We start from the raw sequence: 22,980 nt of genomic DNA, 5'->3' as shown, positions 1-22,980 counted from the left end.
AATGTGCGCGGGTGGATGGGTTCAGGCCGTGGCTGACGTCAGTCAGTCCCAGCGTTGGTCAGGCGGTTGCAGGGTGTTCTGCGGCCTCCTTCTCCTTGCGGACGCTGGCGGCGGCAGCCGCGGCCGCACGAGAGATCTGCAGGCGCTGCTGGACCTGGTCAAGCATGACGGCCAACACGATCACGGCGCCCTTGATGAAGACCTGCCAGAAGCTGGACACGCCCACGAGGACCAGTCCGTCGGAGAGGAACCCGATGACGAAGGCGCCGATCAGGGTGCCCTTGACGCTGCCGCGGCCGCCGGCGAGCGACGCGCCGCCGATGACGACTGCGGCGATGGCGTTGAGTTCGAATGCGTTGCCCGCCTGGGGAGCCGCGGAGGTGAGCTCTGAGGCGATGATCAGGCCCGCCATGGCGGCGCACGCCCCCGAGATCATGTACACGGTGGTGGTGACCTTCTTGACTGGAACACCGGAGAGTTCGGCGGCCCGCGGGTTGCCGCCGGTTGCGTACAGCCAACGCCCGAAGGGCGTCTTCGCGATGAGGAACCACACGGCGATGGCGACGAGGATGGTGATCCAGATCTGCGTCGGGATGCCGAGCGGCCGCCCGGTGCCGATGAACCAGAAGCCGGTGTTGCCGAGCGCCGGGTCTCCCTGCAGCTTGGGGAAGGTGGAGCCGTTGGAGATCAGCAGCGCCGCGCCGCGGGCCATGTACAGGGAGCCCAGGGTAGCGATGAAGGGCGCGACGCCCAGCCTGGTCACGAGCGTCCCGTTGATCCATCCGACTGCCGTCCCGACCAGCAGTGCCACCAGGACGACCACGAGGACCGACGGGTAGGCATTGAGGTCGAACAGACTGAGCCCGACGCCGTCAAGCATGACGCCGGCGACGATGCCGGACAAGCCGACGATCGAGCCGACCGACAGGTCGATGCCGCCCGTCAGGATGACCAGCAGCATGCCCAGGGCCAGGATGGCGTTGTAGGCCACGTGGCGGGTCATCGTCAGGAGGTTGGACCCAGACAGGAACGTGTCGGAGAGGAACGCGAAGACGATGATGAGGATGATCAGCGCGATGAAGGCGCGCTGATCGAGGATGAACTCACCCACCGACCGGTCACCGATGACGGCTCGGGTCCAGCGGCTCTGCGGCTTCCCGGCAGCGGCTGCGCTCATCGGGCTTGTCCTTCCGTTGTGTGCTCCAGTGCGACCAGTTCAGAGTCGTCAGCGGCGGCGAGCACCTGCTCTCTGGTTGCGGTCGCGGGTGAAATCTCGGCCACGATTCGGCCACGAGACATGATGAGGAGGCGAGACGTCGAGTTCAGGGCCTCGGCGACCTCGGAGGTGGCGAACAGCACGGCGACGCCCTTGGCGGCGAGGGCAGCCATGAAGGCGAAGATGTCGGCCTTCGCGCCGACGTCGACGCCGCGGGTGGGTTCGTCGAGGAGGATCACCTTCGGTTCGGTGAGCAGAGCCTTACCGACAACTACTTTCTGCTGATTGCCGCCCGACAGCGACCCGATCGGTGCGCTCTGCCCTGACGCCTTCACCCGGACGGACGCGATCACCTCGTCGTTCCGCTTTCGCTCCCGGCCGCCGTCGGTGATGAAGCCCCGGGTGAACTCGTGCACGGAGGCCAGCGAGAGGTTGGATCCGACAGACTGGCCCTGAATCAGGCCGTCGCGCTGCCGGTCCTCGGGGACCAGGAACATCCCCGCCGCGATCCTCTCCCGGATACTCCATCCGGTGATGTCGTCGCCGAGGAGCGTGACCACCCCCGCCTGGGGCTTGTTGCGGCCGATGAGGGTCTCGAACAGCTCCGTGCGCCCCGCACCCATGAGCCCGTAGACGCCGACGACCTCGCCTGCCCGGACCTCGAGCGAGAGATTGTTGACCGCCAGCCGCTCCGGCTGACTGGGGTCCGCCAACGTCAGCTCCCGGACCTCGAGCGCGACTCCCCCGACCTCGGCGTTGATCTCGGTGAACATGTCGTCGTGGGAGCGTCCGACCATCGCCGAGACGATCCAACCGATGTCGATGTTCGCGATCTCCTGCGTCGCGACGACAGCGCCGTCCCTCAGCACCACGGCGTGATCGCCGATCTCCAGGGTCTCGTCGAGGTGGTGCGAGATGTAGACGACGGCGACTCCCTTCGAGGTCAGGTCGCGGATCACGCCGAACAGGACCTCGACCTCGCTGGCCGACAGCGCGGAGGTCGGCTCGTCCATGATGAGGACCCGGGCCTCCTGGTCCAGTGCGCGGGCGATCTCCACGAGCTGTTGCTGACCCAGTCGGAGGTCACCCACGACGGCGCGCGGATCGATCGGCTCCTGCAGACGGTCCAGCGCGGCCTTGGCGCGCTTCTGCTGTGCCGCGGTGTCCACCATGCCCAAGCGCGTGAGTTCGCGGCCGAGAAAAATCGACTCCGCGACCGTCAGGTTGGGGCTCAGGTTCAGTTCCTGATGGATGATGGCCACGCCCCGCGACACCGCGTCGGTGGGGCTGCTGAACGCAACCTCCTCGCCGTCGAGGGTCAGCGTGCCGCCGGTCGGCGTCTCGATCCCGGACATCACGCGCATGAGGGTGGACTTGCCCGCGCCGTTCTCCCCGAAGAGGACGGTCACCTTCCCGGCCCTGATGTCGAAATCGACGTTGCGCAGGGCCCGCGTCCCGCCGTAGACCTTCGAGACGTCCCGGGCCGACATCACCACCTGGTCGACGGGGGCCGTCTGGAACGAGGTCATGAAGCGGCCTCGATGGAGATTGGGGTGATCTTGATGTGGCTGGGGTCATCGTGGGTGAACGCACCCACCACTGTCACCTCGTCGCCGAGGAGCGCCTCGAAGTCCGTGACGGACAGAACATTCTCCTTGACCCGGTTGTTGAGCTCGGTGGCGACGGAGGCGAAGTCGATCTGGTTGAGGAACATCTCGAACGTGATCTCGCCGGTGGCGTCCCGGATTGCGGTTCCCGTGACGGCCGGTCCCGTCTGCACGCCGACCGTCACATCCGACGGCAGCCCTTCCACCTCGAGCCCCGCCTCGCCGAAGGCCCCCTCCACGACCGTGCCGGTCACGCGGACCGGGAACGAGTACGGGGAACCGCCGTTGCGGAATCCATACTCGTCGGCGGCCGCTTCGTCCTTGGCCAGGGCTTCCAGGAGTTCGGTGAGGTCAACGGCGTTGTCGGTGATGGCGGGGACGACGTCGGCGTCGTAGACGCTCTGCGCGTAGCTGACAGGGTCGGCGATGACGTTTTCGTCGATGACTGCCCCAGAGGATGGCTCCGTGCCCGGTGCATAGAACCTGGTCCCGGCGACGACGACCGTGAGGAGGACCAGACCCAGGCCCGCCCTGACGAAAGCAGGGCGTCGCCATAGGGGGACCCTGGTTGAAGACTGCATTGTCACTTCCTTGTGATCTGTGAATATTCATTCATTGCCGCACTGATACCCAGCCAACCACATCCGTGTCGATTCGCCAAGCTGACGCGATAACGATCTGACTACGATCGGACGCCCGTCGAGCCGTCGTTCTCCGGGCTCCCGCCGGCCCGCCCAGGCTTCCACGCTGCCGGGGAGGGCCCTGCGGGCAGCCGCTAACGCTGGACCAGCGAAGCCGCCGTGTCGGCAATCCCGGCCGGGTCCATACCGAAGTGGTCGAGGATCCACTCGGCTGAGCCGGTGGGCGCGAAGGCGTCGGGAAGGCCGAGCATCGCGACACGGACGGGGTGGTTGCGCGCGACCGTCTCGGCGACGGCCCCGCCGAGACCACCGCTGGCGAGGCCCTCTTCGACCGTGACGATGCCGCCGGTCTCCTTGGCCGCGGCGATGATCGCGGCCTCGTCGAGGGGCTTCACCGAGGCCACGGACAGGACCCTGGCCTGGATTCCCCGGTCGGCGAGGAGCTCGGCGGCGGCCAAGGCGCGGTGCAGCACGGTGCCGTTCGCCGCGATGGTGACGTCGGTGCCCTCACGCAGGACGACGGCCTTGCCGGGGGCGAACGTGTAGCCCTCGGGGTGGACGGCCGGCACCTTGGCGCGCGAGACGCGGAGGTAGACCGGTCCGTCGTGCGTGTATGCCCAGCGGATGGCCTGCTCGGTCTCGGCCGGGTCGGCCGGCACGAGGACGGTCATGTGAGGCAGGATCCTCATCCAGGCGACGTCCTCGATGGAGTGGTGGGTCGCGCCCAGCGCACCGTAGGCGACTCCGGGGCTCTGCGCGCAGAGCACGACGTGACGCTTGCTGTAGGCCAGGTCGGCCTTGATCTGTTCGGTGGCCCGGGCACTGAGGAAGCACCCGGCGCCGGAGACGAACGGCACCTTCCCGCCGTTCTCCAGGCCGGCGGCCGTTCCCACCATGTCCTGCTCGGCGATGCCGACGTTGACCATCTGGGCCGGCAGCTCCTTCTTGAACGTGTCCAGCTTCGAGGAGCCGACGGAGTCGTTGACGACGACGATCACGTTGCGGTCGTTCCTGGCCAACTCGAGGAGGGTCTTCGAGTAGGTGTCGCGGCAATCGTAGGTCTGCGTGCTCACTTGGCTGCCTCCAGTTCGGCCAGGATGCCGTCGATCTCGGCCTCGGTGGGCACGTGGTGGTGCCAGGCGACGTTGTCGCTCATGAAGGAGATCGGATGGCCCTTGTGGGAGTGGGAGATGATGAAGGTCGGCTTGCCAGGCTCAGGGGCCTGCCCGAAGGTGTCGAGGATGTCGTCGAAGTTGTGCGCGTCCATCTCCCGGACGGTGAACCCGAACGCGCGGAACTTGTCGGCCAGCGGCTCGAGGCCCATGGTGTCGGCCACCAGGGCGCCCTGCTGCAGATGGTTGCGGTCGACCACCGCGACGAGGTTCTCCAGCCCGTAGTGGGCGGCCGTCATCATGGCCTCCCAGTTGGACCCCTCCTGCAGCTCGCCGTCGCCCAGCAGCACCACCGTGCGACGCGGGGAGCCGTCGAGCTTCGCGGCCAGCGCGGTGCCCACCGCGATCGGGAGCCCGTGCCCCAGCGGACCGGTATTGGCCTCGATCCCTGGGATGTAGGTACGGTTCGGGTGGCCGTTGAGCCGCGACTGCGGATCCATGAACGTCATCAGCTCATCGACGGGGAAGTACCCAGCCAGCGCCATCGCGATGTACAGGGCGCCTGCGGTGTGCCCCTTGGACAGCACGAGGCGGTCCCGCTCCGGCGCGAGGGGCTCGGCCGGGTCGAGGTTCAGCTCATGCAGCATCAGGGTGACCAGCACGTCGGCGATCGAGAAGTCCCCGCCGATGTGGCCGTTGCCCGAATGGGCGATCATGATCGGATCCCTGCGTCGCAGCTCGTACGCCGCGGACTTCAGGTGCGCGACGACGTCCTCACGGGAGGCGTCTTTCGCGATCCGTCCCAGCACGGGCGTGGTGAAGTCCCACTTGGAGGTGTCGCTCACAGATCGACCGCCATCGACTTGAGCAGCGCGTTCTGGATGATGCGCTGAGCACCGAGCGCGTCCTGCTTGGCCTGAGCGGCGGCGAGGCCCTCCTCGTCGAGCGTCTCGAGGGCTCGGTGGATGGCCTTGAGGAACCGGATGGACAGCTGGGCGTTCTCAACGGCGTCCTCACGGAACGGGAACTGGTCCAGGTTCCAGACGCCCTCCCAGTTGTTGACCTTGAGGACGTGGAAGAACTCGAAGATCTCGACCATGTGGATGGAGCCGACCATCATGTCGTCGTCCCAGCCGCGGTAGTTGTCGTTGACGTCCATGCCCCAGAGCAGGCCGTGGTCGATGAGCATCTGGGCGGCCTCGGCCGGCGGCTCGCCGCCGAACATGGCGTGCCCGAAGTCGAGGAGGACGCCGACGTTGTCCACCCCCATCTGCTGGATGCCGAGGATGGTCTTGGGCGCGGAGCTCCAGAACATGTGGGTGCGGGGCTCGCGGGGCTTGTACTCGATGACGAACTTGAGGTCCGGGTGGCCGGAGGCAAGCTCGCGCATGCCCTCGACGGCGAGGCGGTTGAGCTCGCGGTAGTCCACCTGGAAGGGGTAGTCGAAGCCGTCCTGGCCGGGCCAGATCTTGACGTACTTGGCGCCGAGCTCCCGCACCGCGTTGGCCGCGTCGTTCATGATCGCCATGGCGGAGGCGCGCTTGGCGGGATCGGGGTTGGTGAACGCGCCCTTGCAGTGCTCGCGCAGGTAGATGTCCGGGGTGAGGCCGATGGCCTTGATGCCGTGCTCGGCCAGCTTGGCCTTCACGTCGTCGATGGAGACCCCGGGCGAGAAGGGGAAGTTGAGGTCAACCCAGGTGATGTCGCCGACCTTCGCGGCCAGGTCGATCTGGTCGAGCGTGCCGCGGGGCTGGCCGTAGCCGTCGGTGGCGTAGCGGTCGAGGTAGGTGGCGAAGTTCCAGAGCCCAGCTCCGAACTCGGGTGCAGTCATGATGCGTCTCCTTCGTATGAGGTCGGGCGGCGAATCGGGTCCACCTGCTGACCCTGCGACCTGATCGATCACATATCTATTCACCCGTGCTTGCACATTCATCCTAGCGCGGGTCGTGGCGATGGTCAATCGCAGGCGACCCTTGCGCCCGCGATCTTCCGCGTGGGCAAGTTCGGCCCCGGGACGGCCCCGCCCCGACCTTCTTGGGGAGGCCGGGGCCCCCCAGGGCGAGAGACGGCGCTACGCTCCGGGAGACAGCTCAGTGGGGAGAGTCACCAGGGGGCATCGCGCTCCGGATGAGGATGGGTGAAGTGGGAGTTGTGGTTGTTGGCTCGCTCAACGTGGACCTGCACCTCTGGCTGGAACGCCATCCGATGCCCGGAGAGACCCTGTTGGCCAGGGGCGGCGGCCTCTCCCCCGGTGGGAAGGGGGCCAACCAGGCCTGCGCGGCCGCGCTCGCAGGCGCCCCCACCACGATGCTCGGAGCGGTCGGCTCTGACGACTCCAGGCACACTGCGCTGCGGCTGCTGGGTGATGCCGGGGTAGACACCAGCCACATCGTCCAATTGCCCGGGCCCACTGGGCTGGCCGTGGTCTCGGTGGCGAAGGACGGCGAGAACACTGTGGTGGTGGTCTCCGGAGCCAACGCACAGGTCGCGCCTTCACACATCGAGGCGTGGGCACCCCTCATCGCGTATGCCGACATCGTCGTGTCCCAAGGGGAGATTCCGGCGGCAGCCACCGTGGCGGTCGCCGAGATGGTTCGTGGGCGCTGGTTGCTCAACCTGGCCCCTGTCATTCCACTTCCCGCGGACGTCATCCGTCGAGCTGATCCCTTGGTGGTCAACGAGCATGAAGCCGAGGCGGTTCTGGTGCAGATGGGCGGCTCGGCGTCCGGCCCCGAGGCGCTCGTGGTCGCATTGATCGATCGGGGCATCGCCTCGGTGGTGTTGACGCTTGGGGCCCATGGAGCGCTCGTGGCCAACGAGACCGGTGTTCAGCACGTCCGCAGCCCTCGGGTCCGCGCGGTGGACACCGTCGGGGCGGGCGATGCCTTCGTCGGCGCCCTCGCCGCTCGACTGTCAGAAGGCCTGGATCTGGTGACGGCGGCGCAGTACGCATCAAGGTTCGCCGCGCATACGGTCCAGTTCGAGGGGGCCCAGTCCTCGTATCCACAGCCAGGTACTCAACTCCCGGAGCTTTCATGAAACGCAGCGGCCTGCTGAACCCGGATCTCGCGGCGGCCATCGCGCGGCTCGGCCACACTGACACTTTCGTCATCGCGGACTGCGGCCTCCCGATCCCGACCACTGTACGGATCATCGATCTGAGCCTGGTCTTCGGGATCCCGCGATTCGCCGAGGTGCTCTCGGCGATCAGCGCGGAGGTCGTCATCGACGGCGTCATTGCTGCCCAGGAAGCCCGCGGTGGGCCGATCGGTGACCTGCTTCACCACCACGTGGAGGCGGAAGTCCAGTGGGTGCCTCACGAGGAGTTCAAGGCGCTGGTGCGCAACGCCTCGTTCGCCGTTCGCACCGGCGAGGCGACCCCTTACGCCAACGTGATCCTCCGTTCGGGCGTCCCCTTCTAGGGGACGCATGTGACCCGATCAGCCCTCGACCGCGCCCGCCAGGGCACCCTGGACGAAGTCCCGGTGAAGCCGGTCTTCGCGAGCGCCGAGTGTGCTGCGCACGCTGGGTCAGCCGGCTTGCCAGCCTTCGAATTCCTGCAGCTTCAGGTAGAAGTCCTCGAACATGAGGCGCACGTCGACCTGCGTGTAGACGCGCATGGGGCGGGTGCCGCGCATTGGACGGTAGGCGCCCTGCTCAGTGATCTCCGGCGCGGGCTTCTCGACGTGGAAGCTTGAGCTGGAGTCGGGCTCGAACATCGATCGCAGCGCCGTGAGCAGGACGAGCGGCGAGTCGCCGAGCGCGTAGGTCTCGAACGCAGGCATGCCGTAATCGCGGATGGCCCCCATGATCGCGCGGACCTCGTCGTAGAGATACTGGCCCAGCGGGCCGGTCTTCGCGACGCGCAGCCGCAGCTCGGTCTCAGAGACGAGGCACTGGCGGTAGATGTCGCGCGGGATCTGCCAGATCTCGAGGTCCTGGGCGCCGAACAGCACCTGGCCGGCCTTCACGTCGATGAGCAGGTTGTACTCGATCGGCATGGCGTTCTTCGGTGGGACGGCCAGGCCATCGTGCTCGGGGCCGCCGATCCAGATCAGCGTCATCCGCTTGGCGATCTCAGGCTCGAGCAGGTAGGCCGACGCGACGTCGGTCAGGCCGCCACCAGCCGCAACGAACAGTGGTAGGTCGGTGTCGTCGCGCATGGCCTCGGCGATGATGGCCCGAGCGGCAGGGGTGTCGTGAGGCGTGTCGACGTCCTCCAGCGCAACCTCGGCGCCGCGGTGAATCACCTCGGTGCTCTCCAGACCCATGCGGGCGAAGACGTCGCGGGCCACCAGCTCGGCGTTGGTCGCGGTGAATTCCGAGGGGTCCATCCCGTCGCGGGGGCGCAGGTGGGAGGCGACGATGGCGCGGATCTCGACGCTCGGCGAGAGCAGGTGGTGGACGAGCTGGTACAGGTCGTCCGGGTCGCCGGAGAAGTCGTTGTCAATGATCAGGCGGGCGCTGGGCGCCGGATACCCGTCGTCGCCGCGCCATGGGGTCTCGCCCAGGCGCCAACGCTTCGCGGGTGACACACCGTAGTCCACACCGGGCAAGGGGATTCTTGTCATCAGTCCTCCGAATATTGCTGCCGCACGTTCGGCGTGGGCAACTTCACCCCCGGGTCATTCCGGCACCAACGTGCACACCGACTGCATTGGTCATCGATCCCCACATCCTGACATAGGCGTTCATGAATGACCAGTTGGTGCCGCATAACTATGCACAGGTGCTGACGAATGGACGCAAGGCAAGGTGGGCGGCCGCATCTGTTGGGTGAGCGCTCGACCGCACCACTCCCCCGTACCCTGCCGGCCGCGGAATCGTGCCCGTAGCGACGGTCACCTCGACCTGGGCTGAGCGTGACCGGCCTCACTGGGGTCCCGTCCCCGCGCCCGCCCATACCCATCTGGGTATTGTGTGACCCAGGAGGCACCGTGGCACCCACCGTTCTCGTCGTCGACGACGCACCCGAGATCCGCACCCTTCTCCGGACCTATCTTGAGGCCGAGGGAATGGCGGTGCTCACCGCCGGCACAGGCGAGGAGGCCGTCCGGCTCGCCGGAGAGCAGCGCCCCGACGTGGTGCTGCTCGACCTCGGCCTCCCGGACCTCTCCGGCCTGGACGTACTCGGCAGGATCCGCGCAAACTCGTCGGTCTACGTCATCGTGGTCACCGCACGGGCTGAAGAGGTGGACAAGATCGTCAGCCTCAGCCTCGGAGCCGACGACTACATCGTCAAGCCCTTCAGCCCCCGCGAGGTGGTGGCCCGCGTGCACGCCATGATGCGCAGGCCGCGCGCCGCCGACGAGGCACCCGACGAAACCCTCCGCTTCCCGGGCCTCACCATGGACCCGGCGGCCCGCGAGATCACGCTCGACGGCGAGCCTGTCACGCTCAGCGCCCTCGACTTCGATCTACTCCTGGCCCTCGCCCGCAAACCCGGCCGTGTCTTCTCCCGCGCTCAACTGCTCGAGCAGGTCTGGGGCTACGCCTTCTACGGCGACGAGCGGGTCGTCGACGTCCACATCCGCACCATCCGCGCGGCCCTCGGCGACGACGGCACCGCCGTCGTCGGGACTGTTCGCGGCGTGGGCTACCGGTTCCTCAAGACCCCTGCGGGGAAGCCATGAGGAGCCTGGCGGTGCGGCTGGCGCTGAGCCATGTCGCGGTGGTGGCGATCGGCGCCCTGGTCACGTTCCTCCTCTCGCGCGCGCTGGCACCGGCCCTGTACGACCGCATGCAACAGCGCGGCCCGCGCCCCGGCCAGGGGCAGGGCTTCCGGCAGCAGATCGTCGAGACGATGGACCTGGCCCTGCTGATCGGAACGGGGGCCGGCGTCCTGGTCGCCGCGACCCTCGGGCTCCTCGTCGCCCGCCGCTTCATGCGTCCCATCCGCGAGCTCCAGGAAGCCGCGCGGCAGATGGCGGCCGGCCACTACGACGTGACGGTCCCCGTGGTGCGTGAGCAGGAACTCAGCGACCTGGGCTCCGATCTCCAGACGCTCGGCCAGTCGCTGGCCAGCACCGAGGCCCGCCGGGTCAGGCTGCTCGGCGACGTGGCGCACGAGCTCCGCACCCCCCTCACCGTCGTCGGCGGGTACGTCGAAGCGATGACCGACGGAATGGTTCCGGCAGACTCCGAGCACCTCGGCCTCATCGGGCGGGAGGTGGAGCGGATGCGTCGTCTGGCCGAGGATCTCGGGGCGCTGTCCAAGTCACAGGAGGAGGGCACGGAGCTCCGCCTGGAGCGGACCGACGTCGGGGCGACAGCCGCCGAGGCCGCGGAGCGGCTGCGCCCCCAGGCGGTCGACTCGGGCATCAGCCTCACCGTCGACTGCCCGCCCGCCTGGGCCGACGCCGATGCTCAACGCATCGGGCAGGTCGTGACCAATCTCGTGGGCAACGCGCTGCGGGCGGTGTCGCGGGGCGGGAGTGTCGCGGTGAGGTGCCGCGCAGAGTCCGGGCGGGTGATGGTCACGGTCGTCGACGACGGGGTGGGCCTGGCCGCCGAGGACCTGGAGAAGGTGTTCGAGCGGTTCTACCGGGTGGATCACCGACAGGGGGATCAGCGGGGCGGAGGATCGGGCATCGGCCTGACGATCGCACGGCAGATCGCGCGGGCCCACGGCGGGGACCTGGTCGCGGCGTCTGCGGGCCCGGGTCGGGGCGCGACGTTCACCTTGATTCTCCGGTCCGGGCATGACAACGGCGCCACCCCCAAGAGTGGCGCCGTCCTCAGTTGATCAGGCGTTGCCGCGGTTCATTCCACGACGCGGGGCGTCCTCGTTGCCGGTGCCGTCTCGCAGCTGGTCGCCCGAGCCGTCACGCGGGCCGTCCGCGTTGCCGCGGTCGGTGTCTTCCATGCCGGTGCCGTCACAGACCGCGCTGCGCTCCGCACGGCGCGCCTCGTTCTGCTGACCCTGCATGCCCTGACCCTGCTGCATGCGCTGGCCCTGCTGCAGACCGGTGACCGGTTCGCCGTTGGCCCAGGCGGTGAACGCCGCGAGATGGTTCTCGGAGCCGGCGAGCAGGCGCTCGTAGACGGCCTCGATGTCATCGTTGGTGTTGCTCTCCAGCTGAACCTTGAGGTCCGCGATGTCTCGCGTCTCCAGCGCAATGGCGGCCTTGAAGGCGTCAGCCTCGGACTTCTGGCCCTGCTTCAGCCAGTCGTCGTACAGCTTCTGGACGTCCTTGTTGTCGAACTTGCCGGCCTTGTTGTCTGCGCTGGGATCCGCGACGCCGAACTGATCGAGGAGCCGCCCCATGGCGTCGAAGTGGCGCTGCTCGCTGTTCGCGATGCGGTCCCATACGGCGCTGTCGTACAGCTTGCCGAACTCTGTGTAGAGGTCGTGGGCCATCTTCTCCTCCTCGCGGCTGAACGCGAGGGACGAATTCTCGTCGGCGTCGGGGGCGGCGGTGTCGGCCGAGGCGAGGGTGGCCCCGCCGAAGGTGAGGGCGGCCACTGCCAGCCCTGCGGTGATGAGGGAAACGGTGCGCTTCATGATGAGCTCCTTCTGGATGTGATCACTGGTTGGTGATGAGTCCAGTTCACCGCGCCGTCATGAAGCTCCCGCCAGGGGAATGTGAAGCTTTCGTGAAGTCAGGCCGGCGAGGTGAGCCGGAGATGCTCGCGGTCGCCCAACAACTCCAACCGGCGCCAGAGCACGCTGCCCGGGACGGCCTGAGTGACATGCAGATGCGCGGCGGCCACCTGCCTGCTGCGATCGACGGCCACGACGATGGGCAGCGCAGCCTCGTCGTGCCCGGTGAACCCTCCCCCGAACTCGTCCCGCAGCGTCGACGCCACGGACGCCGGCAGCCCCCACTCCAGCACCGACAGTCCTCGCCTCCCCGCGACCGTGATGGCGGCCCGGCTCGCCGCCTCATGGTCCGGATGGCCGGTCACCCCGCCCTCCACCGCGAAGACGAGCAGGCCGTCGGGGTCCGTGGTGGCGAGGGCTCCCTCGATGTCGGCGACCAACTCCACCTCGCGGCCGCCCAGCCCGCCGTCGGGATGGTTGAGCAGGGTGGTGGTCCGGCAGCCAAGCACCTCGGCCGCGGCCTCGAGCTCGAGCGCGCGGGTGTGTGCCAAGTCGGGCGCGGCGCCGAGGGTTGACGCCTCACCGGCGGTGAGGCACAGGACGCTGACCTCGGCCCCGTCGTCGACGAGGCGACCGATGACTCCTCCCAGGCCGAAGGACTCGTCGTCTGGGTGCGCCACCACGACGAGGACGCGCTTCCACGGGGGCAATTGGGTCTTCATGTGCCCAGTGTATACCCCCAGGGGTATTGTCAGCTGGTTCGGCGACCCCAACGCAGATAGGCGCACGGCAGCAGGCCCATGGAACTCACCACGGCCAGTGCAGGCACCCACACCGTCTTGGATCCGTTGATCTCACCCTCAGGGCGCCTCGCCACGTCTACCAACGCGTACACCCGCAGCGCCGCATCCGCCATCCCTCCCAACGCCAGCGCGGTGCGCAGCCAGGGCGGCAACTTCTCCCACTTCTTCGTCGCATGCTTCATTGCAAGCCTCCTGTCCTCCAGCGTACGCCCGGCCCCGCAGGTACGTTGGGCTGGAACGACAGGGAAGGGCTGCATTGTTCATCGATGAGTGGACGTGGGACGATCCCACCGTGAACGCAGAGCTGTGGGAAGGCCAGGCCACCTATCGGCGCTCTCTGGAGCAGGTGGCCAATGATGTCCTCGACGCAGCCGGGACGGGCCTCGACGCCCGCGCCTTCGTCGTCGGGATTCCCCTGGACCGGGACGCCGGCGTGGTCGTGGAGCCCGCGCGAGGCCACTTCGACCGCGCCATCGTCGCCCAGTCCACCCACCTCGGCACCCGACGGTTCAACAAGCTCCTCCGCGACGACGACGCCACCGCCGAGAACTCCCCCACGTACCTGGCCGCGCTGGAGGCGCGCACGCGTAGGCGCGCCGTCGCGGACAAGCTCGACGCCGCCGCCCGGGCCGGAGGGCGCATCCACTTCGTGGGCGTGGGCGTGACGATCGGCGATCACACCGTGTTTCCCGTCCTCGCCCTGCAGGAGGACCAGTGGAAGGAGCTCCCCCAGCTGCCCGACGACGCCGGAGACGACTTCCTCACCGCCCGCTCGTTCCAGGAGGCGGTGATCAATAGCGTCCTCGACGTGGCCTCCCGCGAGCTGGACCGGCAGATCCCAGGCTCCCTGGTACGGATCGACCCGGAGTTCGTGCTGCGCTCCGCCGCGGACCTGTTCGTCTCCGCCGTCGTGGCCAGGACCGGCCAGGAGCTTGCCTTCGGGGCGCTGCAGGCGTTCGACGCGGTCTCCGCGCAGCCCTACGAGGGGCGCGCGGGCAAGGGGTCGCTCCTCCTGGCGTCGCGCGGTGGGGAGGGAATCAAGACGGTGATGTCGCTCGAGCACCCGGTGCCCATCGGCCGCGCCCAATCGCTGCGCAAGGTGCTGGAGCTGTCCGCCGGAGACCTGCATCTGCTGTGCGACGGGCGCGAGGTCTACGGCCTCGGCAAGCTGGAAGAGGGCTCCACCCGCGAACACACCTTCGTGGCGCGCATCTCCGGCAACGGCTCCTGGGAGCTGTGGGACGGGGACGTCCCGTTCCTGCGGGTCGACAACGGCGTGGCCGCAATGCCGCGCGAACTCCTGGACGAGGACGAATTCTCCGTCACCGTGGACCGCGTGTTCCCCGAGGTCTCCGCCCGCAATGCCCGCTACCTGTGGCAGATCGCCCGGGCCGCACTGCAGCAGCCGCACGGCACCATGCTCGTGGTCCACCCCGAGGCCGAATCAGAGGCGCAACGGCTCCTGCCCCAGGCCTACGCCATCACCCCCAGCCGGCTGGGCCCCGAGGCGCTGTCGGCCGCCACCGGCATCGACGGCGCTGTCCTGGTTTCGCCGGACGGCAAGTGCCACGCCGTCGGCGTCATCCTCGACGGGCTCGCCACCGGCACCGGGGACCCGTCCCGCGGCTCCCGGTTCAGCTCCGCCATCCGCTACCTCGCGGGCGCAGGCAGGGGCGCCATGGTGATCATCGTGTCCGAGGACGGCAAGATCGACCTGTTGCCCAAGACCAAGCGGCGGGTTCGCCGGGCGACGGTGCAGCGAGCGGTCGACCGGCTCGTCGCCGCCGCGTCCGACGGCGAGGACGGGGACCGGTTCCTGCGCGCCGACAAGGCGGTGGAGGCCATCGAGTTCTACCTCAACCAGGAGCAGTGCGACGCCGTCAACGGCGCACGTGAGGAGGTCGAGGGCCGTCAGTGGGACCAGGCGCGGGTACGTCGCCAGTACATCCCCATCGCCCCTGACCCGGCGATGGACGACTCCTACTTCGTCGACCGCGCCCAGGACGTCGACGTCGCGTCCTGACCCTGCGCCCATGACCGGCTCCCGCCCCCTCCGGGGGGTGAGTTGAGCAAATGGCAGGGTTCGCGGAAACCGCCCCGCGTGACCTGAGCGCGCGACCCACCGCGACCCTTGCCATTTGCTCAACTCACCCCCCATCCGGAGACTGGCCGAGCCGATCGTGCTCGCGGCCCTGGACACCCCGGACGACACCGAGGCCCGCTGGGGCGAGAATCGCAGCAAACCTCCGACGCGGGACACTAGATTCGGTCCATGGACCCGTCGACGACGACGCCCGCCGCCTGGGAGCGCTACCTCCCCGGGGTCGCGGTGCTGCGCCGGTACGAGCGACGGTGGCTGCGCGGCGACACTGTCGCCGGCGTGACGGTGGCCGCCTACCTCATCCCCCAGGTGATGGCATACGCCGTCATCGCCGGCCTCCCCGCCGTCGCCGGCCTGTGGGCCATCCTCGCGCCACTCCTCGTCTACGCTGCGCTGGGCTCGTCGCGGCAGCTCTCCATCGGCCCGGAGTCGACGACGGCGCTGATGACGGCGGCCGGGGTCGGTGCCCTGGTGGCCTCCGCGGGCGGCCCGGAGCGGTACGCCGAGGTGGCGGCGCTGCTCGCGATCGCCGTCGGGCTGGTGTGCGTCGCGGGGTGGGCACTGCGACTGTCCTTCTTGGCTGCGCTGCTGTCGCGGCCGGTGCTGGTGGGCTACATGGTGGGAATCGCGGTGCTGATGATCGTCAGCCAGTTCGGCAAGGTGGCGAAGCTGGACATCGAGGCCGAGTCCACGCTGGGTGCTACCTGGGAGTTCGTGACGCGCCTCGGAGACGCGCACCTCCCGACGGTGGCGATGGCCGCGGCGGTACTCGTGCTGTTGTTCGCGGCGAGGTGGTTGGCCCCGAAGCTGCCCAGCCCCCTGATCGTGCTGCTGCTTGCCGCTGCCGTGGTGGCGGTGTTCGGACTGGAGCGCTACGGGCTTGACGTCGTGGGTGAGGTGCCGTCCGGGCTTCCGGCACCCAGGCTTCCCGGGCTGGCGGACGTTTCGCTGCTGGCGCTGCTTCCCTACGCGGCGGGCATCGCGGTGGTGGGCTACTCGGACAACGTGCTCACTGCCCGCGCCTTCGCGGCGAAACGGCGGCAGTCCGTCGATGCCGGCCAGGAACTCCTCGCCCTCGGGGTCGCCAACGTCGCCACCGGGCTGGTGCAGGGGTTCCCGGTGAGCTCCAGTGGGTCGCGGACGGTGTTGGGCGACGCCGTCGGCTCGCGCACGCAGCTCCATTCGTTGGTGGCGCTGGCCGCGGTGGTCGCCACGCTGCTCTTCGCCGGTCCGGTGCTCTCCACGTTCCCGATGGCGGCGCTCGGCGCGCTGGTGATCTACGCCGCCACCAGGCTGGTGGATGTCGCGGAGATCCGGCGCATCGCGCGATTCCGGTGGAGCGAGCTCGCGCTCACCGCCGTGACCACCGTCTCCGTCATCGTCTTCGGGGTGCTCGGCGGCATCGGGATCGCCATCGCGCTGTCCCTGCTCGACCTCATCCGGCGGATGGCCCACGCGCACGACGGGGTGCTCGGCTACGCACCGGGGGTCGCGGGCATGCACGACATCGACGACTACCCAGACGCCACCCAGGTGCCCGGGTTGGTGGTGTACCGCTACGACTCCCCCTTGTTCTTCGCCAACTCCGACGACTTCCTCGCCAGGGCGGAGGCGGCCGTGGACCTTGCGCCGCAGCCCGTCCGGTGGTTCCTGCTCAATGCGGAGGCAAACGTGGAGGTGGACCTCACCGCCGTCGACACCCTCGAGTTCCTCCGCGAGCGTCTCGAGGCCAGGACAGTGATCTTCACCATGGCCAGGGTCAAGCAGGACCTCCACGATCAGTTGGCTGCGGCTGGCTTCGTCGAGAAGGTGGGCGAGGACCGCATCTTCGCAACGCTGCCGACGGCGGTGCGCGCCTACGCGACGTGGTACCGCGAAACCCTCGGCGAGACACCTAGCGGACTGCCGCCCGAGATCCTCCGCCCCACTGAGCCGTCCGCCTGAGCCGTTCAGCCACCCGCGCTGCACGGGTTCTGCTGGAGGACGTGCGCCCGGCGACGCGATCGACGTTGAGGTCAGCGATCCCGTAGCCGGTCAAGGTCGCGGCGCTCCCGCTTGGTGGGTCTGCCGGCGCCGCGATCGCGGACCGCCACCCGGCCCACCATCTCCGGGATGGGCGGCGGCTTCTCGGGTGTCCGATCGAGGTACGCCGCCTGGGCGATCGGCGCACCGACCCGCTTCTCCAGGTTCGGGTCCACCACCTGGATCAGCTTCTCCTCCTGCTCGCGGCGCACCCTGATCACTTGCCCGGGCACGACGTGCTGCGACGGCTTGGCCAGCTTGTCGTCGACGCGAACGTGGCCGCCGCGCACCGCGGCCGTGGCCGACGAGCGGGTCTTGTACATTCGCACAGCCCACAGCCAGGAGTCGAGTCGTGCCATGGGCCGATCCTACGCGGATGGAGTTGCCCACAGCCTTGTCCACAACTGGGGAAAACTACGCGCGTGTAATTCCGCCTGGCGGCCGCTGCGCGGCACCTCAGCTCCGCCACCTCCGGAACTTGTGAACTTCCGCTCGGTCCGCGGCATGAGCGGACGTTCGCGAGGTGTTGTCTATTGTCTGCGAGTGTGGCGTCTTGTCAGCGCCAGTTGGTTGATCCCGATCCTCTGAGGGCGAAGACTCCGGCCGTGCCCAGGGTGCTGGCTGCGAGTAGCCAGTTGCAGGGTCCTGGTTTCAGCTGCTGGCCCGTGATGTCGGAGAACCGGAGAGCCGTGGCGAGGGTGTCACCGATGAGGAGCCAGATGACCGACACCAGCGATGATGTCAACAGGCCGGCTGCGTGCCAGCGGGAGGCTGTGATGATAGCCAGGGTGAGTAGCGCTCCGGCGGCGAAGGCGTCGTAGAGGTTGTGGTTGATGTCGGTTGAGTCGCTCCAGACCACCATCAGAGGAGTGAGGGTGCCGATGAGCATCGAGCAGCGCAGGCATAGATAGACGAGGCGGGCCCTGGGCAATGTGGCTGTGATGTCTGGCGTTGGGTCGATCAGCAGGATGGATCCGAACACGGGCATCCAGGCCACGACGAACTGACGCGTATAGCGCGGCCCGTCAGCAACTGGGATGTGCATCGACTGGTCTTTGAACAGCCACACGCACAGCATTGACACGAGCACGGAGGCGAGGAACAGCGGCCAGCGCCATAGTCGTGCCGACATCTGCACGGTCATTGTTGTGGCTCATAGGTGTCCATGGCGTCTGAGAACACGAACGGCAGGTAGATCGCCAATGCTGTGGCGATCGCGCCGATGCACAGGAAGAAGGCCACCCAGGGACGATGACGGCGGCCGTTGTGCACAACGAAGACCAGGCCGGAGCAGATCGCGACGGTGGTGACGAGGTTGAGAAACGTCGTAGCGGCAAGGAACCTGGGGATCGGTCGGCCTCCCGTCACCATCCACGTCGCCATCTCGGTTGTGAATAACTCGGGCCAACCCCTCCAGAAGAAGGCCCGATGCCCCAGGAAGAGGGCGAACAGTGCCCCGGGGATGCTCCAGAAAGTGGGTACAAGCAGTGCGACTGCCGAGCCAACTGACACGCCGGCCAGCAATGCTGCTGGCCCGGTGAAGAACTGCCAGGGCAGCGTCATGCCACGGGCGTCGGCTGCGCAAAACCAGCAGGTAAGACTGCCCACAGCCAGCGCCACGGCCTGAACGACCAAACCTTGGATTGCAACTGCCAACGAAATGTGCGCCACAGGGCGCCAACGCGGCACACTCGCAGGGAGCCCTTCCTGAACGTCGGGGCCGATGTTCAGCAGCACAAGCGCCACAATCGCAGCAGCCGATGCAGGCGACAGCAGGAGTGTCGCCCCACTCCATACCGAGAGCATCCAGGCCCAGTCAAGCCTCCAGCCGAAGGGGACTCCTTCAACGGGCTGCACATTGACCATCACAGCCAACTGAGCCAAAGCAAGGACAGGTAGAATCAACTTCCACGTCGCTCGGAGCCACATGCCGATAGCACTCACTCCTCGGCCTCTCCGATCATGCCAAGGAGCCATTCTTCATTCATCTCAGGACAGATGGCCCCCTGGTACACAATGTGACCACTCCGCAGCACGATGACAGAGGACGCCAAAGACAAAACGTCCTCGATCAGGTGGCTGGACAGCACAACGGTGCCGCTCGTTCGTTCTCGGATCAGCTGAACCATGGTCGCCCGCTGGCGCGGATCGAGACCTGTGCTTGGCTCGTCGAGCAGCAGGACCGTAGCCTCCGCGGCCAAGGCCTGCGCCAACCACACTCGACGGACCATTCCTCCTGACAACTTGCCCAGTTTGTCTCCGCTGCGGGCGCTGAGCCCGACCGACTCAAGCGCCTGGGCCGTGCGGGCCTCAGCCACTGGCCGGCTCAGGCCGCGCATCCAACTGAGATAGCTGACAAACTCGAAAGCCGAGAGATTGCGGGGGACAGCGCCGGACTGCGGCATGTAGGCGACGTGCTGGAGCGCCGTCATACGTTGACGGCGATCATAGGGGTCCAGGTCATCGACGCTGACCCGTCCCGCGGTGGGTTCGAGAGCCCCCGACAGAGCGCGCAGGAGTGTTGTCTTCCCAGCGCCATTGGCGCCCAGCAGAGCAGTCACTCCTCCGGTCAGAGCGAACGAAGCATCAGAGACCGAGGGAGCCCTCGTCCGGGGATACCGAACGGTCAGAGCCTCAGCACGGATCAACTAGATCTGGCCTTGAGACTGGCTGCCGCATGGATCTATCGCCCAGGCGACATCAACGCACGTCTTCGCCGCGCCGGTCCACGGGCCGTATGTGGGCGCCCCGTAACTCACCTTGTTCGCCACGCTGGTGTAGGACGTGCTCGTCGTGTTCGTGCTGCGCACAGACACCGTCTGGGCAGAGTTCCATGCGTAACCCATCACATAGATTCCCCGAACGTTGTATACGCCGGCCTTTGCTGTTGCATTGTTCCGCACGTAGACGATATCCATGGCAATGTTCCCGTAGGCCCTCCCCGCTTCCACTCCGTTCTGCGTCACCGTCCTTCCGGAAAAACTGTAGGCAGCATCGGCAATAGAGGAGATCCGAAGGCGAGGCACCCAACGATCAAAGCGCCCATGACATGTGATTTTCGGCTTGACATTTTGCTCCTCTGACGTGAATACAGGGAGCGTAGCAGCAGCGTCCGAGTAAATCGGATAGGCCCGCAGAAGCGGTGACTAAAGTTACTATGCTCAGTGACTATTGAGCATCCCAATCGGTAGGATCATCCTCACACACCGCCACAATTACGACTGTCAAACACACGACGGCGGTTGCGACATCCTGTTGTGCGTCTCGTATGGTGCAGATGATCGTGTCACGCTCGGCGACGACGGTCGCTGGCCGGGCCGGATTTGGTTTCGGGTGGTCGGCGGCGTCAGGCTGCCGATGAACACCTGAGCAAGCGGCCCGGCGTGCATCTTTGCACCATCCACGCGGGGCCGCTCTGACGCGGAGAGGCCGCGGTGATGATCACGGTGAGCCATGACCCTATCGATGTCGATATCGCGTTGCGGCAGCAGGGGAGGTGCCTGTCCGGCCTGCTCGGCTCGGCTGCGCCCGTGGGGATCGGCCAGACCCAGGACTCCTGACATGGTCGAGGGTGTTGGTGTAGTTGTTTGGGGTTGACTAGTGCTTCTTCTTCGCGGAATGCCTGCGGTGCCGCCCCAGATGTGCCATAATTGGTGCGTATCGGGGATTAGGTTTGGGGGGTGGGATGATGGCGGTCATGACTGCGGATCCTCCTCTGGCGTGGGTGCCGGGTGAGGCGGTCGAGGTTGGGTTGGCCGGTGGTCTGGTTGAGGATGCTGAGGGTGGCCGGGTGTTCCTGCACGGGAACCTCGTCTACGCGTGGGATGTCGGTGATGAGGCTGGTCGCCGGTTGGCGGCGGTCCAGTTGGTGCGGATCAAGGCCGCGCAGGCGATCCAGGTGGCGGCCGCGTTCGGGGTGGACCCGTACACGGTGTCGCGGTGGTCGAAGGCGTTCCGCGCCGAGGGGGTGGCGGGGGTGGTGACGGGCAAGACCGGCCCGAAAGGGCCGAGCAAGGTCACTGATGCGGTCCTTGCCGAGGTGCGGGAGCGTCGCGCCGAGGGGGGCTCGTTGCGGTCGATCGCGGCCGCGGTGGGGATCTCGGTCACCAGTGTGCGGCGCGCCCTCGAACAACCGGAGCAGGAGCCGGAGCCGGAGCGGGAGTCAGCACCGGGTCCCGATCCGGTGCTGGAGGTGGTGCCGGTGTTGCCTGCGCCGGTGTCGCGGTCGGTGGAGCGGGGTCTGGCCCGGGCCGGGTTGTTGTCTCAGGCGCCGCCGGTGTTCCATGCCGCCGGAAGGGTGCCGTTGGCTGGTTTGTTCCTGGCCTTGCCCGGGTTGGAGGCCACCGGCCTGCTCGGCTGCGCGACACGCGTGTATGGAGGGTTGCCGGCCGGGTTCTACGGCCTGGAGGCGATGTTGGTGGAGGGGGTGTTGCGGTGTCTGGCGGGGGAACCCCGCGCTGAGGGCGCCACCCGGATCGACCCGTACGCCCTGGGCAGGGTGCTCGGGTTGGACCGGGCCCCGGAGGTGAAGACCATCCGCCGCAGGATCAGCCTCCTGGCCGGCCACGGCAAGGCCGAGGACCTGTTGGCGTCGATGGCGGCACATCACCTGGCCCACCACCACGACGACAGCAAGGCCGGGGCCGTGTTGTATGTCGATGGGCATGTCCGCGCCTACCAAGGGACCCGCAGGATCGCCAAAACCCATGCCGCCCGGCTCCGGTTCCCCGCCCCCGCGACCGTGGAGACGTGGATCTCCGACGGCCACGGTGACCCGGTACTGGTGGTGATGGCCGAACCGGCCGCCTCCCTGGCCTCGGAACTACGCCGCCTGCTCCCCGCGCTGCGCCGCGCGGTCGGCGACGACCGCAGGGTCCTGGTCGGGTTCGACCGGGGCGGCTGGTCCCCGGCCCTGTTCGCCCACATGACCGGACACGGGTTCGACCCGTTGACGTGGCGTAAAGGCCCCGCCCCCGACATCGACCCCGCCCTGTTCGCGCCGATCACGTTCACCGACGACCACGGCACCCGGCACACCTGGCAGGCCGCCGACACCCGCGTCGAGCTGCCCGTCGACGACCACGGCGGCACCTTCGGAATGCGGCAACTGACCCGCCTGCTCGACACCAAGACCGGCACCCGGCAAGCCCACATCCTCACCACCCGCACCGACCTGCCCGCCGGCGAAATCCTGCACCGGATGGGATCACGGTGGCGGCAGGAGAACTACTTCCGCTACGCCCGCATGCACTTCGCCCTCGACTCCCACGACCACTACACCACCACCCCCGACGACCCGCACCGGATGGTGCCCAACCCGGCCAAGAAAACCAGCCGCGACACCCTCACCGCTGCCCGCAACCGCCTCGACCGCCTCCAAGCCACCACCGACGCAGCCCTCCTCGACTGGCGAACCCCCCAACCAGGCCAAACCGACATGCTGCTCACCAGCGCCGACCACAACAAGATCACCGCCCCCCTCTTCGACGCCCAAGACGCCCACGACCTGGCCCACCAGGCCCACACCAACACCCCAGCCCGGCTACCCCTGGCCCAGGTCAACCCCGGACAACAGGTCCTCGACGTCGAAACCAAACTCCTCACCCACGCCATCCGGATCGCCGCGTTCAACACCATCACCACCCTCGCCCGCGACCTACGCGTCCACACCGGCTACGCCCGCGCCCACGACGAGGCCCACACCCTGATCAGACAAGCCCTCACCGGAACCGGAGACATCATCCCCACCAGCGACACCCTCACCATCCGCCTCGACCCCCTCCCCACCCGACGCGCCACCACCGCCCTCACCGAGCTCTGCGACCACCTCACCAACACCGCAACCCGCTACCCCGGCACCAACCAGACACTGAAATACGAAACGAAAACGCGGTCCTGACACCACAACAACCATGGCGCCATGTCAGGAGTCCTG

Annotated in this window: 22 protein-coding genes; 8 read left to right on the top strand and 14 right to left on the bottom strand. The window is 67.8% G+C overall.

What is annotated here, in order from left to right:
• Positions 1–58: 58 nt before the first annotated feature.
• The 6 genes from ACZK39_RS11350 to ACZK39_RS11325 form a co-directional block, all read right to left on the bottom strand.
• The gene (locus ACZK39_RS11350; protein WP_459055386.1) at positions 59–1,177 is read right to left on the bottom strand and encodes an ABC transporter permease; all 1,119 of its coding nucleotides are present in this window, start codon (positions 1,175–1,177) and stop codon (positions 59–61) included.
• Entirely contained in the window at positions 1,174–2,745 is a 1,572-nt protein-coding gene (locus ACZK39_RS11345) for a sugar ABC transporter ATP-binding protein (protein WP_459055387.1), read from the bottom strand. The genes ACZK39_RS11350 and ACZK39_RS11345 overlap by 4 nt, the downstream gene beginning before the upstream one ends.
• A complete protein-coding gene (locus ACZK39_RS11340) occupies positions 2,742–3,404 on the bottom strand; it encodes a DUF2291 family protein (RefSeq protein ID WP_459055388.1) in 663 nt (220 codons plus the stop codon). Before ACZK39_RS11340 ends, ACZK39_RS11345 begins: the two co-directional genes overlap by 4 nt.
• A gap of 194 nt (positions 3,405–3,598) precedes the next feature.
• The gene (locus ACZK39_RS11335; RefSeq protein WP_459055389.1) at positions 3,599–4,537 is read right to left on the bottom strand and encodes a transketolase family protein; all 939 of its coding nucleotides are present in this window, start codon (positions 4,535–4,537) and stop codon (positions 3,599–3,601) included.
• Positions 4,534–5,421, bottom strand: a complete 888-nt coding sequence (locus tag ACZK39_RS11330) for a transketolase (protein ID WP_459055391.1) — start codon at positions 5,419–5,421, stop codon at positions 4,534–4,536. Before ACZK39_RS11330 ends, ACZK39_RS11335 begins: the two co-directional genes overlap by 4 nt.
• Positions 5,418–6,407: a sugar phosphate isomerase/epimerase family protein gene (locus tag ACZK39_RS11325; RefSeq protein WP_459055392.1), complete on the bottom strand. Its 990-nt coding sequence runs from the start codon at positions 6,405–6,407 to the stop codon at positions 5,418–5,420. The genes ACZK39_RS11330 and ACZK39_RS11325 overlap by 4 nt, the downstream gene beginning before the upstream one ends.
• A 311-nt stretch (positions 6,408–6,718) precedes the next feature.
• Between ACZK39_RS11325 and ACZK39_RS11320 the strand changes: the two genes are divergently transcribed.
• Together ACZK39_RS11320 and rbsD are read left to right on the top strand one after the other, a co-directional pair.
• Positions 6,719–7,615 (top strand): ribokinase, encoded by an 897-nt coding sequence (locus tag ACZK39_RS11320; protein WP_459055393.1) that lies wholly within the window; start codon positions 6,719–6,721, stop codon positions 7,613–7,615.
• Positions 7,612–7,998, top strand: coding sequence for a D-ribose pyranase (rbsD, locus tag ACZK39_RS11315; protein WP_459055394.1), 387 nt, complete (start codon positions 7,612–7,614; stop codon positions 7,996–7,998). The genes ACZK39_RS11320 and rbsD overlap by 4 nt, the downstream gene beginning before the upstream one ends.
• A 108-nt stretch (positions 7,999–8,106) precedes the next feature.
• On the opposite strand, the gene ACZK39_RS11310 is transcribed toward rbsD, so the two are convergent.
• Positions 8,107–9,147, bottom strand: coding sequence for a nucleoside hydrolase (locus ACZK39_RS11310; protein ID WP_459055395.1), 1,041 nt, complete (start codon positions 9,145–9,147; stop codon positions 8,107–8,109).
• Between the two features lie 366 nt (positions 9,148–9,513).
• Here ACZK39_RS11310 and ACZK39_RS11305 point away from each other — a divergent pair, with 366 nt between their 5' ends.
• Both ACZK39_RS11305 and ACZK39_RS11300 read left to right on the top strand, forming a co-directional pair.
• Positions 9,514–10,209: a response regulator transcription factor gene (locus ACZK39_RS11305; protein WP_459055396.1), complete on the top strand. Its 696-nt coding sequence runs from the start codon at positions 9,514–9,516 to the stop codon at positions 10,207–10,209.
• The gene (locus ACZK39_RS11300; protein ID WP_459055397.1) at positions 10,206–11,321 is read left to right on the top strand and encodes a sensor histidine kinase; all 1,116 of its coding nucleotides are present in this window, start codon (positions 10,206–10,208) and stop codon (positions 11,319–11,321) included. The genes ACZK39_RS11305 and ACZK39_RS11300 overlap by 4 nt, the downstream gene beginning before the upstream one ends.
• Here ACZK39_RS11300 and ACZK39_RS11295 read toward each other — a convergent pair whose 3' ends face one another.
• From ACZK39_RS11295 to ACZK39_RS11285, 3 genes are all read right to left on the bottom strand, one after another.
• Positions 11,322–12,080, bottom strand: a complete 759-nt coding sequence (locus tag ACZK39_RS11295) for a DUF2202 domain-containing protein (protein ID WP_459055398.1) — start codon at positions 12,078–12,080, stop codon at positions 11,322–11,324.
• Positions 12,081–12,178: 98 nt separating this feature from the next.
• Positions 12,179–12,841 carry a PIG-L deacetylase family protein gene (locus tag ACZK39_RS11290; RefSeq protein WP_459055400.1) on the bottom strand — a complete coding sequence of 221 codons (663 nt, stop codon included), beginning with the start codon at positions 12,839–12,841 and terminating at the stop codon, positions 12,179–12,181.
• A gap of 29 nt (positions 12,842–12,870) precedes the next feature.
• A complete protein-coding gene (locus tag ACZK39_RS11285; RefSeq protein ID WP_459055402.1) occupies positions 12,871–13,104 on the bottom strand; it encodes a hypothetical protein in 234 nt (77 codons plus the stop codon).
• A 110-nt stretch (positions 13,105–13,214) separates the two neighbouring features.
• Between ACZK39_RS11285 and ACZK39_RS11280 the strand changes: the two genes are divergently transcribed.
• Both ACZK39_RS11280 and sulP read left to right on the top strand, forming a co-directional pair.
• On the top strand, positions 13,215–14,945 hold the full coding sequence (locus tag ACZK39_RS11280) for a hypothetical protein (protein WP_459055403.1): 1,731 nt from the start codon (positions 13,215–13,217) through the stop codon (positions 14,943–14,945).
• A 249-nt stretch (positions 14,946–15,194) separates the two neighbouring features.
• A complete protein-coding gene (gene sulP, locus ACZK39_RS11275; RefSeq protein WP_459055404.1) occupies positions 15,195–16,967 on the top strand; it encodes a SulP family inorganic anion transporter in 1,773 nt (590 codons plus the stop codon).
• Between the two features lie 71 nt (positions 16,968–17,038).
• On the opposite strand, the gene hslR is transcribed toward sulP, so the two are convergent.
• From hslR to ACZK39_RS11255, 4 genes are all read right to left on the bottom strand, one after another.
• Complete coding sequence (gene hslR, locus ACZK39_RS11270) at positions 17,039–17,404, bottom strand: Hsp15 family ribosome-associated heat shock protein (protein WP_182781378.1); 366 nt, start codon at positions 17,402–17,404, stop codon at positions 17,039–17,041.
• A gap of 197 nt (positions 17,405–17,601) precedes the next feature.
• The gene (locus ACZK39_RS11265; protein ID WP_463613343.1) at positions 17,602–18,189 is read right to left on the bottom strand and encodes a hypothetical protein; all 588 of its coding nucleotides are present in this window, start codon (positions 18,187–18,189) and stop codon (positions 17,602–17,604) included.
• The gene (locus ACZK39_RS11260; protein WP_463613342.1) at positions 18,186–18,989 is read right to left on the bottom strand and encodes a hypothetical protein; all 804 of its coding nucleotides are present in this window, start codon (positions 18,987–18,989) and stop codon (positions 18,186–18,188) included. Before ACZK39_RS11260 ends, ACZK39_RS11265 begins: the two co-directional genes overlap by 4 nt.
• Positions 18,986–19,693: an ABC transporter ATP-binding protein gene (locus ACZK39_RS11255; protein ID WP_463613341.1), complete on the bottom strand. Its 708-nt coding sequence runs from the start codon at positions 19,691–19,693 to the stop codon at positions 18,986–18,988. The genes ACZK39_RS11260 and ACZK39_RS11255 overlap by 4 nt, the downstream gene beginning before the upstream one ends.
• Before the next feature lie 789 nt (positions 19,694–20,482).
• Between ACZK39_RS11255 and ACZK39_RS11250 the strand changes: the two genes are divergently transcribed.
• Both ACZK39_RS11250 and ACZK39_RS11245 read left to right on the top strand, forming a co-directional pair.
• Positions 20,483–20,605 carry a hypothetical protein gene (locus ACZK39_RS11250; protein WP_463613340.1) on the top strand — a complete coding sequence of 41 codons (123 nt, stop codon included), beginning with the start codon at positions 20,483–20,485 and terminating at the stop codon, positions 20,603–20,605.
• 137 nt (positions 20,606–20,742) lie between these two features.
• On the top strand, positions 20,743–22,944 hold the full coding sequence (locus tag ACZK39_RS11245) for a helix-turn-helix domain-containing protein (protein WP_463613339.1): 2,202 nt from the start codon (positions 20,743–20,745) through the stop codon (positions 22,942–22,944).
• Positions 22,945–22,980: the final 36 nt, after the last annotated feature.

The organism is Tessaracoccus luoxuelianae (assembly GCF_055326245.1).
This window is presented reverse-complemented; position numbering and strand designations above follow the sequence as displayed.